Annotated in this window: 15 protein-coding genes; 6 read left to right on the forward strand and 9 right to left on the reverse strand. The window is 44.3% G+C overall.

What is annotated here, in order from left to right; genetic code table 11:
* Positions 1–3 precede the first annotated feature (3 nt).
* The 6 genes from ABHV44_RS13410 to ABHV44_RS13435 all read right to left on the reverse strand — a co-directional run bounded on the left by ABHV44_RS13410 (position 4) and on the right by ABHV44_RS13435 (position 5,940).
* Positions 4–759: a tetratricopeptide repeat protein gene (locus ABHV44_RS13410; RefSeq protein ID WP_459075213.1), complete on the reverse strand. Its 756-nt coding sequence runs from the start codon at positions 757–759 to the stop codon at positions 4–6.
* Positions 756–1,898, reverse strand: coding sequence for a VWA domain-containing protein (locus tag ABHV44_RS13415; RefSeq protein ID WP_459075214.1), 1,143 nt, complete (start codon positions 1,896–1,898; stop codon positions 756–758). The genes ABHV44_RS13410 and ABHV44_RS13415 overlap by 4 nt, the downstream gene beginning before the upstream one ends.
* Positions 1,898–2,971: a vWA domain-containing protein gene (locus ABHV44_RS13420; RefSeq protein ID WP_459075215.1), complete on the reverse strand. Its 1,074-nt coding sequence runs from the start codon at positions 2,969–2,971 to the stop codon at positions 1,898–1,900. Before ABHV44_RS13420 ends, ABHV44_RS13415 begins: the two co-directional genes overlap by 1 nt.
* A complete protein-coding gene (locus ABHV44_RS13425; RefSeq protein WP_459075216.1) occupies positions 2,968–3,954 on the reverse strand; it encodes a BatD family protein in 987 nt (328 codons plus the stop codon). Before ABHV44_RS13425 ends, ABHV44_RS13420 begins: the two co-directional genes overlap by 4 nt.
* A complete protein-coding gene (locus ABHV44_RS13430) occupies positions 3,951–4,820 on the reverse strand; it encodes a DUF58 domain-containing protein (RefSeq protein ID WP_459075217.1) in 870 nt (289 codons plus the stop codon). The genes ABHV44_RS13425 and ABHV44_RS13430 overlap by 4 nt, the downstream gene beginning before the upstream one ends.
* 76 nt (positions 4,821–4,896) lie before the next feature.
* Complete coding sequence (locus tag ABHV44_RS13435) at positions 4,897–5,940, reverse strand: AAA family ATPase (protein ID WP_459075218.1); 1,044 nt, start codon at positions 5,938–5,940, stop codon at positions 4,897–4,899.
* Positions 5,941–6,230: 290 nt separating this feature from the next.
* Here ABHV44_RS13435 and ABHV44_RS13440 point away from each other — a divergent pair, with 290 nt between their 5' ends.
* The 5 genes from ABHV44_RS13440 (at position 6,231) to rplT (ending at position 10,006) form a co-directional block, all read left to right on the forward strand.
* A complete protein-coding gene (locus ABHV44_RS13440) occupies positions 6,231–6,737 on the forward strand; it encodes a DUF4442 domain-containing protein (RefSeq protein ID WP_459075219.1) in 507 nt (168 codons plus the stop codon).
* A 68-nt stretch (positions 6,738–6,805) separates the two neighbouring features.
* The gene (gene thrS, locus ABHV44_RS13445; protein WP_459075220.1) at positions 6,806–8,743 is read left to right on the forward strand and encodes a threonine--tRNA ligase; all 1,938 of its coding nucleotides are present in this window, start codon (positions 6,806–6,808) and stop codon (positions 8,741–8,743) included.
* A 37-nt stretch (positions 8,744–8,780) separates the two neighbouring features.
* On the forward strand, positions 8,781–9,335 hold the full coding sequence (gene infC / locus ABHV44_RS13450; RefSeq protein ID WP_459075229.1) for a translation initiation factor IF-3: 555 nt from the start codon (positions 8,781–8,783) through the stop codon (positions 9,333–9,335).
* Between the two features lie 28 nt (positions 9,336–9,363).
* Positions 9,364–9,558, forward strand: coding sequence for a 50S ribosomal protein L35 (gene rpmI, locus ABHV44_RS13455; protein ID WP_459075221.1), 195 nt, complete (start codon positions 9,364–9,366; stop codon positions 9,556–9,558).
* Positions 9,559–9,658: 100 nt separating this feature from the next.
* Positions 9,659–10,006 carry a 50S ribosomal protein L20 gene (gene rplT, locus ABHV44_RS13460; RefSeq protein ID WP_459075222.1) on the forward strand — a complete coding sequence of 116 codons (348 nt, stop codon included), beginning with the start codon at positions 9,659–9,661 and terminating at the stop codon, positions 10,004–10,006.
* A gap of 60 nt (positions 10,007–10,066) precedes the next feature.
* Here rplT and ABHV44_RS13465 read toward each other — a convergent pair whose 3' ends face one another.
* From ABHV44_RS13465 to bcp, 3 genes are all read right to left on the reverse strand, one after another.
* A complete protein-coding gene (locus ABHV44_RS13465; protein WP_459075223.1) occupies positions 10,067–11,107 on the reverse strand; it encodes a tetratricopeptide repeat protein in 1,041 nt (346 codons plus the stop codon).
* A gap of 58 nt (positions 11,108–11,165) precedes the next feature.
* A complete protein-coding gene (gene recA, locus ABHV44_RS13470) occupies positions 11,166–12,161 on the reverse strand; it encodes a recombinase RecA (protein ID WP_459075224.1) in 996 nt (331 codons plus the stop codon).
* A 136-nt stretch (positions 12,162–12,297) separates the two neighbouring features.
* Positions 12,298–12,759, reverse strand: a complete 462-nt coding sequence (gene bcp, locus ABHV44_RS13475) for a thioredoxin-dependent thiol peroxidase (protein ID WP_459075225.1) — start codon at positions 12,757–12,759, stop codon at positions 12,298–12,300.
* A 300-nt stretch (positions 12,760–13,059) separates the two neighbouring features.
* Here bcp and ABHV44_RS13480 point away from each other — a divergent pair.
* Positions 13,060–16,688 (forward strand): HYR-like domain-containing protein (locus ABHV44_RS13480; protein ID WP_459075226.1); only part of this gene is annotated, 3,629 nt, incomplete at its 3' end.

Here is a 16,688-nt window from a genome sequence, read left to right on the forward strand (position 1 = left end):
GAGTTACCAATCTTTTTCCACGTTCTCGTCCCTGGATTCTTTCTTCTTTCTCACCTTTTCCTGAATTCGCTGCTCGTTTTGATTTAGCGAATTTAGAATTCTGGCTGCATCTTCCTTGCTAATTTCATCTGGCACTTCACCAGGCTGTTCTCCCTGTTGTTCGCCTTCTTGTTCTCCGGGTTTTGGACCTTCGTCTTCTCCTTTGTCACCTTGTTCTTCACCAGAGTTTTGTTGATTATCTTCATTTCCCTCTTCCTGACCTGCTCCTTCCTGGCCATCTTCGCTTTCTTCTCCTTCTTTCCCCTGTTGCTGTTTCTCCTGCTGCTTCTTCATCTGCTGAATCTGTCGCAGGGCATAAGATAGGTTGTGACGAGTGTCTTCGTCTTTCGGGTTTTTCCTCAATCCGTCTTTGAATGCATTAGCTCCTTTCTCAAGTTCCTGTTGGTTAACGTAGCTGTTTCCCAGGTTGTGATAAGCCTGAGATTTTAACTCATCAGATGCTTCTTCAGACTGAGTTACTCGCCTAAAAGTTTCTGCTGCCTTCGCGAATTTGCCTTGTCGGTAAAGTGCATTCCCGAGATTAAAAAGTGCTTCGGGAGTTTGCTTTTCTAGAAGACTTTGTCTGTAAAGCTCCTCAGCTTCGGTATACTCTTCAGAATCGTACTTTTCGTTGCCATCGAGAATTTTCCTTTTTTCTTCCTGGGCAAAAATGCTCGCAGACAGCACCGAGAAAACCGTTATCAGGATTGCTACTCTCATGATGTTTTGGTTTTTGTGAAATTCGACCTTCGCTCACTTAGCAGCATGTAGACTACTAACATTAACAACGCGGCACCGAAGAAGTATTGGTGACGATGTTCAAAGTCAGTGAAATTGAAAGTGCCGAGTTCCGCTTTTTGCATTTCTCCGATAGCCTGGCGAATGCCGTCTAGCGGGACGTAGCTCTCTGCAGACTGCACGAATACACCATCGCCTTTTTCAACTAGCTCTTGCAAGAGTGTGGCGTTCATTTGGGAAACTACCACATTTCCATCCGCATCTTTAAGGTAATCTTTTTGACGGCTGTCGGGATTTTTAGGAATCGGAGCTCCTCTGGCAGTTCCAAGTCCAATAGCGTGAACGGTAATTCCTTTTTCTCTCGCTCGTCCTGCCGCGTTGATAGCATTGTCACCGTGGTTTTCACCATCGGTGATAACGATAATCGCTTTCTGGGTTGCACTTTCTTTGTCGAAGGAATTTGCCGCAAGATCAATTGCGTTGCCCAGCGAGGTTCCCTGCCGAGAAACTGAATTGGTAGAAATCGAAGAGAGGAAGAATCGAGCTGCCTGGTAGTCGGATGTTATGGGCATTTGCACGAACGCATCGCTGGCGTAAACTACCAGGCCAATTCTGTCTCCGTGTAGCTCTTCAATAAGTCGCTGGGCTGAAAGTTTACCGCGCTCCAGTCTGCTTGGGCTCACATCTTCTGCCAGCATGCTCTTCGATACATCAAAAACAACCATCAGATCTGCGCCTTTGGTAGTCACTTCCTCAAGCCGACTTCCGATTTTAGGTGCGATAATTCCAAAAATTACGAGGGCTAAAGCGAGGCGAAGAATCAAAAAGCGAATAGTGGACTTAAGCGGAGAACGATGAGGGACAATAAAAGAAGTAAGCTTTAGGTCGCTGAGCTTTTTTAGTCGTCTGTAGCTCAATACAGAAAATAGAATAAAAAATACGGTCAAAACCGGAAGACTCAGCAATGCCCATTTCCACTCTGGGTTGTGGAGCCTCAGCCCCGGCAAAAATTCTGGAGCCAGATACCAGAAAATGGCAAGAGAGAGCCAAAACGTCAATTCGAAAATGACGATGGTCCAAATGCTTGCAGTAAGCCGATATGTTTTGTTTTCGCTGTTCATCAAATATTTCTGAAAAGCACATTTTTAAGTAAAAAAGCCAGCAGCAAACACCCCGCTGCAGCTATTCCAAAGTCGAGGAACTCTTCTGTCCTTCTGCTGAATTCGGTGACTTCGAATTCGGTTTTCTCTAGCTTGTCAATTTCTGCATAAATTTTCTGGAGCTCTTCTGGAGAAGTAGCTCTAAAATATTTCCCACCTGTTTTTTCTGCTGCTTTGGTCAGCGTTTCTTCATCAATTTCAACTTCTCGGTAGTCGAAAATGTATTCACCGTTTGGCTTTACTCCCACTGGCGTGAGCGCATTTCCTCGTGATCCTACACCGATGGTGTGCACCTTGATGTCGAATGTTTTTGCAATGCGTGCAGCATCGAGAGGTTTGATCTGCCCGCGGTTGTTCACTCCATCGGTGAGTAAAACAATCACTTTACTTTTTGCCTCTGTGTCTTTGAGGCGGTTGACGGCAGTCGCCAGTCCCATTCCTATCGCTGTTCCTCCTTCTACCTTGCCGCTTTCCATTTGCTCGATAGCGTTTTTCACAACAATGTGATCGGTAGTGACGGGAGTTTGCGTGTAGCTTTCTCCTTCAAAAACTACCAGGCCGATGCGGTCATCGGGGCGGTAGTCCACAAATTCCTGAGCAACTCGCTTGGCACTCTCCAGTCTGTTTGGCTCAAAGTCTTTGGCGAGCATACTCCCTGAAACGTCCATGCTGATCACGATGTCGATGCCTTCTTTAGAAATGTTTTCGTAGCTCGACTTAGACTGAGGTCGGGCGATGCTAATCACCAGAAGCGCTAAGGCAATTAACTCCAGAAAAATGGAGACGTGTCGTAGTCTGCCCAGCCAGTGACCTGTTTCATTCGGTAAAAATTTGGAACTCGAAAGTACTACCCCGGATTGCCACTTGTCGATTCGCCACAAGTAGATGCCACTTATTACAGGAAGAAGCAAAAGCAGGTAAAATGCATCTGGGGTTTCATATTCATAGAAATCTCTGAAGTACCACCAAAGCCCGAGAGCAATTAGATTTGAAAGCAAGAGAAAAACTACTGCTGAAATGCGTTGGTCTTTCATCGGTCACCTCCTTTCGTCTCCGGATCAGCTACAGGTGTAGTTTGTTCGATAAACTTGAAAGCCTGGTCCAAAATCTGTTCGTGCTCTTGAGGTGTTGGCTGTTCCTTGGCAAACTTCACCAAATCCGATTGCATGAGAATCTGCCTCAGTAGATTCATAGTACTTTGGTTGAGTTCCATGTGTCTCATCTTTATGAGAATATCTCTGGAAGTCTCTTCGAGAGCGTTGATACCAAATTGATTCTCAAGGTACTCTCTCACCACATCCGACAGGTTGATGTAGTAATGCTTTACCAGGCCTTGCTGCCAGTAGCGGCTCTCTTTCAGTTTTTTCAAATCCTCGAGAGCAATTTCGTGAGCTGGGCGAGGTGGGGCAGGGGGAGTGGTTGGTTCGCTTTTTTCCTTTTTTCCGGACAACAACTTTTTAATTCCCTCAACACCTCCGGCAAGGAAAAATACTGCTACGATCACAAGGCCAACTACTACAAAAAGAATTGTGATGAGATTTGCTCTGAGCCAGTCCCAAAAAGTCCACTCAGGAGAGATCACATTTTTGATGTCTTTCATCTGCGCATCAACAGTCAGCTCGGAAAGGTGAACCTCGAGTAGAAGAGCGTTGGTCTGAATTTTTTTGCCATCAACTTCAAAAGTGAGTGGTGGAATCGCATAGTAGCCCGAGTCGAAAGAAGTAATGAGGAACTCTCGGTTTTCGGTGAAAGTGAAGCTCTCGTCTTCTCCTTCCTGAATGGTCGTGTCGATCGGAGATTTTTCAAGGATTTCTACTCCATCAACCAGCGTGTCCTTGAAAACAGGCCAAGTGACACTCTCCACAGAGTCTGCCGGAGTGTATTCCAAATTTACACGCAGCGTAGTTTGCTCGCCTACGAGCATCCAGTTAGTATCCAGAGACATGCGAGCTTCTACCTGCGCAAAGACCTGGGCAGAAAAAAGGATAAAAGCAATTATGGCAAAACCTCTTATCATGCGCCTCTCATTTTAAAAAGCTTCATCAGCGGTCCTACGTAGTTTTGATCTGTTGCAATAGAAACCATGTCCACACCGCATCTTTGCAAGGTGAGTTGTGTTTCTTTATCGTGTTTCATTGCTTTTAGGGCATACTTTTTTCGAAGTTTCTTACTGCCGGTATTTATCCAGTTCACTTTTCCCGTTTCAGGATCTTCAATTTGCACGAGCCCCACATTGGGTAGCTCACTTTCCAGTTTGTCATGCACGCGAATGCCCACGATGTCGTGCTTACGGTTGGCTATCCGAAGTTCTTTGGAATAGTTGTCGTCCAGCCAGTCGGAAATTACAAAGCCAATACAGCGCTTTTTCACAACTCCGTTGAAGTAATCCAGGGCACAGGAAATATCCGTTCCTCTTCCCTCGGGTTCAAAATCAAGCAATTCGCGGATGATGCGTAGGATGTGCGATCTTCCTTTTTTGGGAGGAATGAATTTTTCGACTCTGTCGCTAAAAAAGAGCACTCCAATCTTGTCGTTGTTTTGAATGGCCGAAAAAGCGAGAACTGCCGTGAGCTCGGTGATGAGGTTTTTTTTCAGTTGCTCGCGACTGCCGAAACTTTGAGATGCACTCACATCAATCATCAAAACAACTGTGAGCTCGCGTTCTTCCTCGTAGATTTTCACATACGGATGGCCCATTCTGGCCGTCACATTCCAATCTATGTCTCTAATTTCGTCTCCGTGTTGATACTCCCTGTTCTCGCTAAAAGCCATACCACGGCCTTTAAAGGCAGAGTGATACTCGCCCGAAAAAATCTGATTGGACAGACCCCGGGTTTTGATCTCAATGGTGCGTACTTTCTTTAACAGTTCGGAAGTTTCCAAAGTGTGGATGCTGACTGGTTATTAATAAAAAAACGATCGGCTAAACTGGCTCGTGAAATTGAAAATGGAAGAGAATCTATGGCACCTCCACCTTATTTAAAATCTCCGTAATTATTTGCTCTTGAGAAATATTTTCCGCCTCGGCTTCGTAGGTGATGCCGATGCGATGGCGCAAAATATCCATGCAAACTGAGCGCACATCTTCGGGAATCACATAGCCTCTGTGGTTTATGAATGCGTGTGCTTTGGATGCTATAGCAAGAGAAATGCTCGCCCTTGGCGATCCGCCAAAGTCGATGAGGTTTTTGAGATGTCCCAGTCCGTACTCTTCGGGATTTCTGGTGGCAAAAACGATATCGATAATATACTGCTCGATTTTTTCGTCCATGTAAACTTCTCGAACGGTATTACGAGCTCTGATGATTTCCTCCGGTTTCACCACGCTGGAAGGCTCGGGATAATTTCCTGCCTTCAAATTGTTTCTGATGATCTGTTGCTCTTCTTTCTTGGAAGGATAGCCAATAACCACCTTTAGCATGAAACGGTCTACCTGAGCTTCGGGAAGGGGATAGGTTCCTTCTTGCTCCACAGGGTTTTGAGTGGCCAAAACCAAAAACGGTTCCGGCAAAGGAAAACTTTCGGGTCCAATGGTTACTTGTCGCTCTTGCATCGATTCAAGAAGCGCACTCTGCACCTTGGCCGGGGCTCTGTTGATCTCATCCGCCAAAATAAAATTGGCGAACACAGGTCCTTTCTTCACTGTGAATGCTTCTTCTTTTTGGTTGTAAATCATCGTTCCTACCAAATCGGCAGGGAGCAGATCGGGTGTGAACTGGATACGGCTAAATTTTACATCGATTGTCTGAGAAAGCGACTTGATGGCGAGAGTTTTTGCCAGCCCGGGAACACCTTCAAGCAGAATGTGACCGTTGGATAGCAAGCCGATGAGTAGTTTCTCGACCATGTCTTTCTGACCGACTATACTTTTCTCCATTTCTCTGCGGATCAGATCCACAAAGGCACTTTCCTTTTCTATACGTTCGTTGAGTTCGCGAATTTCCGATGAAGCCATAGTAGTGGCTCCTTCTGGTTTGTTTTCCATGTTGCTAATATCTTCCATTCTTTATCTGGCAGAAAAAATAGTTCGTTTATTACCAGTGTTTTCTGGTTGTGGTGTTTCTCAAATCTAGCGGTCTAAAACCTACTGGCCTGATAAACACCAAACGCAAATTTCCTGAAATGTAGAGCTCTTCATCTTAACTGGCGGTTAATTTTTGTTAAGCTCCTCAATGTTAACGCCCATTTCAGCGAGTTTGTCTGGGCCGAAAACGAACTCAAAACCCTCAGGTTGTCAGTTCATTTTAGTCCTCAATCTTTTTACCTTGCCGACTACATTATTTACCAGAAAGAATGAATCTGAAATCCATCTTTAAAGACGCAAAGGCCTCAAGCATCGGACGTAAAAAGTTTAACGTAATCATGTCACGTGTGATACCTTTCAACAGACCGCACAAACTGAAAGTGATAAAAATCGAGGACAATGTGGTTGAGGTTGAGATTCCCTATCGGAAGAAAAATCTCAATCACCTTAAAGGGATTCACGCCTGCGCTCTGGCTACCGGAGCCGAATACTGTTCTGGCCTGATGCTGCTCAGTAGGCTTGGCACCGAGAAGTACCGCCTCATCATGGAGAGTATCGAAGTGAAATATCACTACCAGGCTAAGAGTACGTGCTATGCCCTTTTTGAACTGGCAGAGTCTTCTCTTAAAAATGAAATCATGACGCCACTCGAGAGCGAAGGTAAAGTGTTTTTTAGGTGCGAAATTGGTGTTACTGATGAAGAGGGAAATTCGATTTGTACGGTTCACACCAACTGGCAGATTAAGTCGTGGGAGAAGGTTAAAACGAAACGCTAAAATCCTTTTGAAGTAAGGGCTCACCGCTTAAATTTTTTATCTTTGCCGCTTTTGAAAACCAAGCATTCATGATTAAAATCACGTTACCTGACGGATCGGTCAGAGAGGTAAAAAAGGGAACTTCCGCTATGGATATCGCACGTCAGATCAGCGAAGGTCTGGCACGAAACGTCCTTGCTGCGGAGGTGAACGGAGACATTATTGATGCCGACAGGCCAATTGAAAGCGATGCTTCGCTCAAATTGTTAACCTGGAATGACGAAGGTGGGAAGTCGACCATGTGGCACAGTAGTGCTCACCTGATGGCCGAAGCTTTGGAATTTTTCTATCCAGGAGTGAAGCTGGCCATCGGGCCGCCAATCGAAAATGGCTTCTACTACGATGTTGACTTTGGTGACTACACCTTTACCGATGCTGATTTTCAGAAAATCGAAAAGAAGATGCTCGAGCTCGCTCGCGAGAAAAACGAATACGTTCGAAAAGAAATCTCGAAAAGTGACGCGGTAGATTATTACAAAGAGAAAAACGATCCTTACAAACTCGAGCTAATAGATGAGCTTGCGGATGGCGAGATAACTTTCTACACTCAGGGAAATTTCACTGATCTCTGTCGAGGACCACACATTCCTCACACAGGTTATATAAAAGCTGCAAAACTCACTAAGGTTGCCGGTGCTTACTGGCGAGGAGACGAGAATAATAAGCAGCTCACAAGAATTTACGGAATTACTTTTCCGAAGCAGAAAGAGCTCAATGAGTATCTCGAAATGCTCGAAGAAGCTAAAAAGCGCGACCACCGAAAGTTGGGTAAAGAACTCGATTTGTTTCACTTTAGCCAGACAGTAGGGCAGGGTCTCCCGCTTTGGTTGCCCAAGGGTGCCGAGTTACGTTCGAGACTCGAGGACTTTTTGAAAAAGGCTCAGAAGAAATCAGGGTACGAACCTGTGATCAGCCCGCACATCGGAAACAAAACGCTTTACGAAACAAGCGGTCACTGGGCGAAGTACGGTGAAGATTCGTTTAAACCGATTGAGACACCAGCTGAAGGTGAGCTTTATATGCTCAAGCCCATGAACTGTCCTCATCACTGCGAGATTTACAAATCGCGTCCAAAGTCATACAAGGACTTGCCAGTGCGCTACGCAGAGTTTGGAACAGTTTATCGCTACGAGCAAAGCGGTGAGCTACACGGCCTCACTCGCGTTCGCGGCTTCACTCAGGATGATGCACACATTTTTTGCACGCCAGATCAAGTGAAAGAAGAGGTGGGGAAGGTGATTGACATCGTGCTCTACATTTTCAAAACACTGGAGTTTACTGATTTCATTACTCAGGTTTCTTTGCGCGATCCGGAAAAGCCAGAAAAATACATCGGCTCTCAGGAAAACTGGGACAAAGCCGAGAAGGCGATCCGAGAAGTAGCAGAAGAAAAGGGACTGAATACTGTAGTTGAACTCGGTGAAGCAGCTTTCTACGGACCGAAATTGGATTTCATGGTGCGCGATGCAATCGGCAGAAAGTGGCAACTTGGAACGGTGCAGATCGACTACAACCTTCCTGAACGGTTTGAGCTTGAGTACACTGGATCCGACAACCAGAAGCACCGTCCGGTGATGATTCACCGAGCTCCTTTTGGATCGATGGAGCGTTTTGTTGCAATTTTGATTGAGCACTGTGCCGGAAAGTTTCCGCTTTGGCTTACGCCCGAGCAAGTCAGGATTTTGCCACTGAGTGAAAAATTTAACGATTACGCCAACAGGGTTTCAGAATTGCTTGAAAATTACGATATTCGCGCCCTCGTTGACGAGCGCAACGAAAAAGTAGGAAAGAAAATACGCGATGCGGAGATTGAAAAAGTTCCGTATATGCTTATTTTGGGTGAGCAAGAATTTGAAAATCAGACCGTTGCTGCCCGGAAGCAAGGTGAAGGAGATTTGGGAACTTTCTCAATTGAAGACTTTGCCGAGTTTTTGAACAAAGAAGTTGAAAAGCTTCTTAGCTACTAAAAGAATTGATGTTTAACAAAAATAGGAGGATAGAACCATAAGAAAGAGAAAGCCATTTCGTGGAAGAGTAAAGAAAGAAGATCCACATCGGATAAACGGAAAGATTAATGCGCCTGAAGTCAGAGTCGTAGGCGACAATGTGGAAAACCAGGATATTTATTCCCGGGAAGAAGCATTGCGAATGGCAGAAGATGCAGGTCTTGATCTTGTCGAAATTTCACCTAACGCAAAGCCGCCAGTTTGTAAAATTATTGATTACAAAAAGTTCCTTTACGAGCAGAAAAAGAAGCAAAAGGAGCTGAAGGCGAAGCAGAGCAAGGTAGAAGTAAAAGAGATTCGATTCGGTCCGAATACCGATGATCACGACTTCAATTTTAAGCTAAATCACGCTAAGAAATTTTTGGGTGAAGGTGCTAAACTGAAGGCGTTTGTCTTTTTCAAGGGTAGAACCATTGTGTTTAAAGACCGTGGTGAAATTTTGCTTTTGAAACTCGCTCAGGAACTGGAAGATTATGGAGTTGTGGAACAAATGCCTAAGCTCGAAGGTAAGCGTATGACCATGATGATCAATCCGAAGAAATCGAAAAAGTAGAAGTAGTAATCTATAATATAGAATAGCGATGCCTAAAATGAAGACGAAGTCCAGCGCCAAAAAACGCTTTAAGTTTACCGGCACTGGCAAAATCAAAAGGAAACACGCTTTCAAAAGTCACATTCTTACAAAGAAGGGGACCAAGCAAAAGCGTAATCTGACTAAGATGACTACCGTTCACAAGTCAGACGAAGCCAGCATTAAGAAGCAACTTTGCTCTTAAGCAAAATCAGTAATTATTAACGGTATGTTTAAACCCGGTTATTAGTACCTAAGACTTTCGCAGAGATCGGAAGCACTTGTGACCAAAAAACAAAAAGAAAATGCCAAGAAGTACAAATTCAGTAGCCTCAAGAGCGAGAAGAAAAAAGATCCTCAAGCAGGCAAAAGGGTATTACGGAGCCCGTAAGAACGTCTACACAGTAGCCAAAAATGCCGTAGAAAAAGCTATGCTCTACTCTTATGTGGGTAGAAAGCAAAAGAAAAGAAACTTCAGAAGCTTGTGGATCCAGCGTATCAACGCAGGAGCACGCCAGTACGGAATGTCTTACTCAGAGTTCATGGGAAAAGTGAATAAAAAAGGCATCGCTTTGAACAGAAAAGTGCTGGCTGATTTGGCAATGAATGAGCCAAAAGCATTTAAAGCTGTGGTAGACGCAGTTAAAAAATAGATTTTTTTCTTCTCCAATAGGAGAATGGAGAAAGGGAGTCCGAATTCGGGTTCCCTTTTTTTATTCCCCCAGGTTGCGTTTTACCCTTGCCAGAGCGAGTGCTGCTGCACGGAAGTCGTGCTTTATCTTCAGAGCTTTTTTGTAATCGTTTCTTGCAGCTTCCAGCCTTCCCTGACTCTCTAAGCTGAGTCCTCTGTTATAAAAGGCTTGGTAGTAGCCAGGGTATTTTTGAATAGCTCTCGAGAATTCCTTTTCGGCTTCCACGTAATCTTGCCAGTATTCCAGGTTTATAAATCCTTTGTTGAAGTTGGCTGTGGCATTTTCAGGGTCGAGTTCCTCAATCCGGTTATAGATGTCAATCGCTTGCGAGTATCTGGAAGTATCTCTAAAACCAGTTGTTTGGAGGTAATAGGCTTTGTTGTAAAGTCCTTCAACGCGGTCTGGTTCAAGCTCAATCGCAGAGTCGTAGTATTCAATAGCAAGGTCCTTTCCTGCAGCACCGTAGAGCAAACCGAGTACTATGTAGCCATCGTAAAACTGCGGATTCAGCTCGATAGCAGTTTGGTATGAGGATGCCGCAAGAGCCGAATCACCCGTTTCTTTGTAAACATCACCTTTTAGCGCATAAGCTTCGTAGTCATACTGGTCGACTTTCATTGCATCGTTAATCAGGTTGAATGCCTCTGCATAATTTTCCAGAAGGAATTCAATTTCAGCTAGCTGCAGCAGGCAGTCTGTGTTTTCTGAGTTAAACCTCACACAGCGTTCATAAACGTATCTCGCTTCTTTCACCATGCGCTCTTTATAGAGAATATCCCCTTGCATTTGAAGCGCTTTGTCCTGTGTGGAGTCGAGTCTCAGAGATCGATCCAGATCGTCAAGAGCTAGCTGAACGCTGTCTTTTTCGGTCCACAGTTTTGCCCTCGTCAGATAGTGTTCAGTCACGTTCGGATCGTCCAGGATTTTCTGATTGATCGAGTCGAGAGGAGATTGGTCCTTTTCCTGTGATTTTGAATCTGTAGGAGCCTCGCTCTTGTTTTCACAGCTGGCCAAAACTATAGCCAAAGCCATAAGCGAGAGAATTACCTTGTTTCTTACCATGCGACAAAAATGAAAAAGTCCCGCCAATTAGCGGGACTTTAATGAATAAAAAGAAATTTTATTTCTTCAGTTCTGACTTGATTTTTTCTTCGAGTTCTTCGGAGAGCTCAGGGTTGTCAGCGAGCAATTGCTTTACTGCATCTCGTCCCTGGCCGAGCTTGGTGTCTCCGTAACTAAACCAGGATCCACTCTTTTTAATGATGCCCATATCTACACCTAGGTCGAGAATTTCTCCGGTTTTGGAAATTCCTTTTCCGTACATGATGTCAAACTCTGCCCTTTGGAATGGTGGTGCCACTTTGTTTTTAACAATTTTGACTTTCGTTCGGTTTCCGATTACGTTGTCGCCATCTTTTAACTGGCTTGCTCTGCGGATGTCTATTCTCACCGAAGAGTAAAACTTAAGGGCGTTACCACCGGTGGTGGTTTCAGGGTTTCCGAACATCACACCAATTTTTTCGCGAAGCTGGTTGATGAAGATACAGCAGCAACCAGTTTTGCTGATCGAACCTGTGAGTTTTCGCAGGGCTTTCGACATCAATCTCGCCTGAAGTCCCATTTGGGAGTCGGCCATCTCACCTTCAATTTCAGCTCTGGGAGTGAGAGCTGCTACAGAATCGACAACCAGAATGTCTACAGCTCCAGAACGAATCAGGTTGTCGGCAATTTCGAGTGCCTGTTCGCCATTGTCGGGCTGAGAAATGAGAAGGTTTTCAGTGTCAACACCCAGATTTTCTGCGTAGAATCTATCAAAGGCGTGCTCGGCATCAATCATGGCGGCAATGCCTCCCTTTTTTTGAGCTTCGGCAATCGCGTGAATAGCTAAGGTGGTTTTACCGGAAGATTCTGGTCCGTAAATTTCGACTACTCGACCTTTGGGAAATCCGCCCACTCCTAAAGCCAGGTCAAGAGTGAGAGAGCCACTCGAAATAACGTCAATCTTTTCTACGGCATCGTCACCGAGTTTCATTATTGCTCCTTTTCCGTAAGTTTTTTCCAGCTTGTCCATCGTCAGCTGGAGTGCCTTCATCTTTTCTTTGTTGTCTGTGCTCATGGTCTGTTTTAAATTTGGTTAAAGGTATTTATTTTGGTCCGTAATGTATTTACGAACCCGGCAAATCATTTGAAAATAAAAGCACCCTGCTAGACGCAAGGTGCTTATAAAGAGAAAGGTACAATAAAAAAATAAATCAGCTAACCAGATCTTTTATTTGCTCGGTGTGAGTCTTTGTCTTCACCTTATCTATGACATGTTCTATTTTTCCTTCTTCATCAATGATGAAAGTGGTTCTTAAGATTCCGTCAAATTTTTTACCCATAAATTGTTTTGGGCCCCACACTCCATACTTATTAATAATATCTTTTTCGGTATCGGCTATGAGGTCGAAATTGAGATCGTGTTTCTCTCTGAATTTTTTATGGCGCTTTTCGTCATCAGCACTAACTCCAACCACTTCAAATCCTTCCTTCTTCAGTTCTCCCAGGTTTTCGTTTAAGTTGCAGGCCTGAGCTGTGCATCCTGGAGTCATGTCTTTGGGGTAGAAATAGAGAATTAGCTTCTTGCCTTTAAAATCGTCTAGAGAGAGCTTTTTTCCGTCCTGGTTTACTCCTTCAAAATTTGGCGCTTTATCGCCCACATTTGGTTTACTCATTTTTCAAAATTCTTTTGTTCGTAAAGTCGTTAACAATTCGTAGTCTTCAAAGTTGTCAGAAATCGATTAGTTATGGAAATTTGCCGAAAATAGTTGGAGTTTTGTCGATTCAAATCTGGGAATTAGCCTTAATCCAGTGGCTTCGATAAATTAACGTAAAGTAACGATGAATTTTAACATTTAAAAGATGAACAAATGGAATAAAATCCTGTACTTTACATTGGAATACTGAAAACCGAAAAACATTTAAGAAAGTCTTAAATCTAGTTTCAAAATCTGAAATCAAAATCATGTGTTATTATGAGAACATCTACCTATTTGCTATCGCGGGTACTGCGTAGCATTTTATTTTGGAGTGCCCAAAATGGCATTCGTGCTTTATGTTTAACCCTGGCTATCGCCTCAAGTCATTTGTTAATGGCTCAGGTGAATCTTGAGCTAGAATGCCCTCAAGACATTGAAATCTCTTGTGAAGACGACTTAGACCCCGTTAACACTGGAGAAATATCATTTAACGACAGCTGCCTCGGAGGAGAGTTGGAAGCCGAAGTATCATACTCGGACGAGACTGTTTCTGCAGACGGTTGTACAGAAATTATCGAAAGAACTTTTACTGTATCTGCTTGCGGTGTAACTGATGAGTGCACGCAAACAATCACAGTCATTGACGATGTAGGCCCGGTTTTCCCAGAAGTGGAAGACATCACCGTGGCTTGTATCGATGATGTGCCAGATCAGGAAGAGCTTGAAGCCACTGATGAGTGCAGCGTGCAAATGCTGCCTGGTCCGTTCTTTCAAAGTGAAATAGGAAACCCGGTGGACAGCTGTGTGCTGACCATTGCTGAAGGCCTCGGACCGGACTGGTCGCTGTGGCTGCCAACTCTTTCGGAAGAGGGTCTAACTTCCGGAGTTAATTACGACTGGGTTGACGAAGGAACGCTTGTGACTTATGCTGACGGAAGTGCCAGAATCACTGGTGCCGTTGTCAATATGAACAATCCTGATGAAGGATTTGAAGTGGACATGTGGTTCCAAAATGGAATGAACTGGGACGAGTGGAGTGCACTTGGCCGTTCTTATAAAGATGATGCTGGTCTTGCAGGTGATAACTACCTCGACTGGACCTACTACGAACTTGTTGACGGAGTTTCTACCCTTACAGGTATTGGCGACCTCGCAGGTTCAAGCCTCAATTTGTATCACGCTCCGGATAGCTACTACTTCGGTTTTCAATGTGGAATTGGAGCCAATAACAAAAATGCCAATGAAGGTATGAGTGGTTGGTTCACTTACACAGGTACAGTGAATGGAGAATCAATTGAAGGAGCTGGAGACATCAATGTTGACAAAGAGTGCTTTACTCCAAATGATCAGCAAGAATGTGTTCACGACAACGAGTTTGTTTATGTGTGGATCGCTGAAGACGGTTGCGGAAACGTAACGATGCAAGAGCAGCACATTTACGTTAATGATTCAATCGCACCTGAATTTACTGTAGTTCCAGACGATGTTACTGTAGAATGTGACGAGGAACTACCTGCAGTTTTCGAAGGTGTTGAAGCCGTTGATAACTGCTCTGGAGATGTGAACATTGTTTACTCCGGTGAAACTGTAAATGGTGAAGGCTGCGAGTACACTGTTACACGCACCTGGATTGCTACAGATGAATGTGGTAACGATGCTATTTTCGAACAAACAATTACAGTTGTAGATACAACAGCTCCTGAGTTCACCTTCGTTCCTGAAGATGCAACTTACGAGTGCAGCGATGATTTTGAATTGGAGATGGCAACAGCCACTGACAATTGCTCTGAGAATGTGACAGTAACAGTTGAAGAGTCAGTTGAAGGTGATGAGTGCTACAGCGAAATTACTCGTGTATTCACTGCCGATGACGGTTGTGGAAATATTTCGACTGCAACTCAGGTAATTGTTATTGAAGATACCGAAGGACCAGTATTTGAAGAATTTGAAGTTTCTATTACTGCAGAATGCGGTGAGACAGATGACCTGATTCTTACAGCTACAGATAACTGCTCTGAAGAGGTTGACGTGACTTATGAAGAAACACTTCAGTCTGGTGGTTGTGTTGGTGTGATTGTTCGCAGCTACACGGCAGTAGATGGATGTGGAAACGAAACTACGGCAACTCAATACATTACACTAGTTGATTCAGAAGCTCCGGAATTCGAAGGAGTACCTGAAAATATGACCGTAGAGTGTGATGACCTTCCAGAAGTTCCAGAAGTGTCAGCGATTGACAACTGTGAAGGAGAAGTGGAAGTTGAGTGGTCTGAAGAAATTATTGAAGGAGATTGCCCAGAGAACTACACTATCGTGTGGACCTGGACGGCAACCGACCTTTGTGAAAACTCAGCTTCAGTTTCTACTGAAATTACAGTACAGGATACAACGGATCCAGAATTTGTTGATTTCCCTGAAGACATGACAGTGGAGTGCGATGAGGAATTGGGTGAACCAGTTTTCCCATCTGCAACTGACAACTGTGATGAAGATGTAGAAATCGAACTTACTGAAGTTGAAGAGCCAGGTGACTGCCCTAACAGCTACACTATCTTGCGCACCTTCCGTGGTTTTGATAACTGTGGTAATGAAGTGATGCAAGTTCAGACAATCAATGTAGTTGACACGACAGCTCCTGAATTCACTTCTGTACCAGAAGATGTAACCATCGAATGTGACGAAGAAGTTTCATCAATGATGGCAGAAGCTACTGACAACTGTGGTGAAGTTACTGTTACTTCTTCTGATGAAGTAGCTCAAGATGAGGAATGTCCTCAGGCAAGTGTAATTACTCGCACATTTACAGCAGAAGATGAGTGCGGAAATGTTTCTACAGCCACTCAGGTTATCAGCATTGTTGACACTACAGCTCCTGTTGTAGAAGGCACCATCGAAATTGATATGCCATGCGACATGGTGGATGATTCAGTGATGATTGAAGCAACTGATAACTGCGGAGATGTTTCGATTACATTCGAAGACACTCCAGTTTCAGGTGGATGTGCCGGCAAAATCATACGTGATTATGTTGTTGCTGATGAGTGTGGAAACACTACTGAGTTCCAGCAGATCATTACGTTGGTTGACGATGTTGCCCCAACTTTTGATAGCTTCCCAGAAGATGTAACTGTTGAATGTGGAGAGGTTCCTTCGAATGAAGGCCTTGATGTAGCGTTCAGTGACAACTGCACGGAAGTAACACTCGAATACAATGGTGAAGAAATTATTGAAGGTGACTGCCCTCAGAACTACACCATTGAACGCACATGGACACTCACTGACGAGTGTGACAACACTACAACAGCAACCTGGACTATCACTGTGGAAGACACCACTGCTCCAGTATTTGAAGTAGTGCCAGAAGACGTAACAATTGAATGTGATCAGGAACTTCCAACAGACGAAGCATCAGCTTTCGATAACTGTGGTGAAGTGATGATCTCATCATCAGATGAAATCACTGATGGCGAGTGCCCACAAGAATATGTGGTAACACGTACCTTCACAGCAACTGATGAATGCGGAAACGCAAGTACAGCAGTACAAACAATCACAGTAGTTGACACAACTGCACCAGAGTTCACTTCAGTACCTGAAGATGTTACTATCGAGTGCGATGCTGAAGTACCATCAATGATGGCAGAAGCAACAGACAACTGTGGAGCTGTAACTGTAACTTCTTCAGATGAAGTGTCAGCGGATAGCGTTTGCCCACAAGCAAGCACGATCACACGTACTTTCACAGCAGAAGATGAATGCGGAAACGTATCGACTGCCGTACAGGTGATTACAATTGTTGACACAACTGCACCAGTAATTGAAGGTGAAATCGAAGTAGACATGCCATGCGACATGGTAGATGAGTCTATTTTGGTAGAAGCTTCAGACAACTGTGGTGAGGTGAC

Origin of the sequence: Halocola ammonii (assembly GCF_049334165.1) — a bacterium.
Taxonomy (GTDB): domain Bacteria; phylum Bacteroidota; class Bacteroidia; order Flavobacteriales_D; family Sanyastnellaceae; genus JBEGHD01.

Coding starts and splice junctions, on each gene's coding strand:
- ABHV44_RS13410 (WP_459075213.1), bottom strand. CDS start 759: ATGAGAGTAGCAATCCTGATAACGGTTTTCTCGGTGCTGTCTGCGAGC.
- ABHV44_RS13415 (WP_459075214.1), bottom strand. CDS start 1,898: ATGAACAGCGAAAACAAAACATATCGGCTTACTGCAAGCATTTGGACC.
- ABHV44_RS13420 (WP_459075215.1), bottom strand. CDS start 2,971: ATGAAAGACCAACGCATTTCAGCAGTAGTTTTTCTCTTGCTTTCAAAT.
- ABHV44_RS13425 (WP_459075216.1), bottom strand. CDS start 3,954: ATGATAAGAGGTTTTGCCATAATTGCTTTTATCCTTTTTTCTGCCCAG.
- ABHV44_RS13435 (WP_459075218.1), bottom strand. CDS start 5,940: ATGGAAGATATTAGCAACATGGAAAACAAACCAGAAGGAGCCACTACT.
- ABHV44_RS13440 (WP_459075219.1), top strand. CDS start 6,231: ATGAATCTGAAATCCATCTTTAAAGACGCAAAGGCCTCAAGCATCGGA.
- thrS (WP_459075220.1), top strand. CDS start 6,806: ATGATTAAAATCACGTTACCTGACGGATCGGTCAGAGAGGTAAAAAAG.
- rpmI (WP_459075221.1), top strand. CDS start 9,364: ATGCCTAAAATGAAGACGAAGTCCAGCGCCAAAAAACGCTTTAAGTTT.
- rplT (WP_459075222.1), top strand. CDS start 9,659: ATGCCAAGAAGTACAAATTCAGTAGCCTCAAGAGCGAGAAGAAAAAAG.
- ABHV44_RS13465 (WP_459075223.1), bottom strand. CDS start 11,107: ATGGTAAGAAACAAGGTAATTCTCTCGCTTATGGCTTTGGCTATAGTT.
- recA (WP_459075224.1), bottom strand. CDS start 12,161: ATGAGCACAGACAACAAAGAAAAGATGAAGGCACTCCAGCTGACGATG.
- bcp (WP_459075225.1), bottom strand. CDS start 12,759: ATGAGTAAACCAAATGTGGGCGATAAAGCGCCAAATTTTGAAGGAGTA.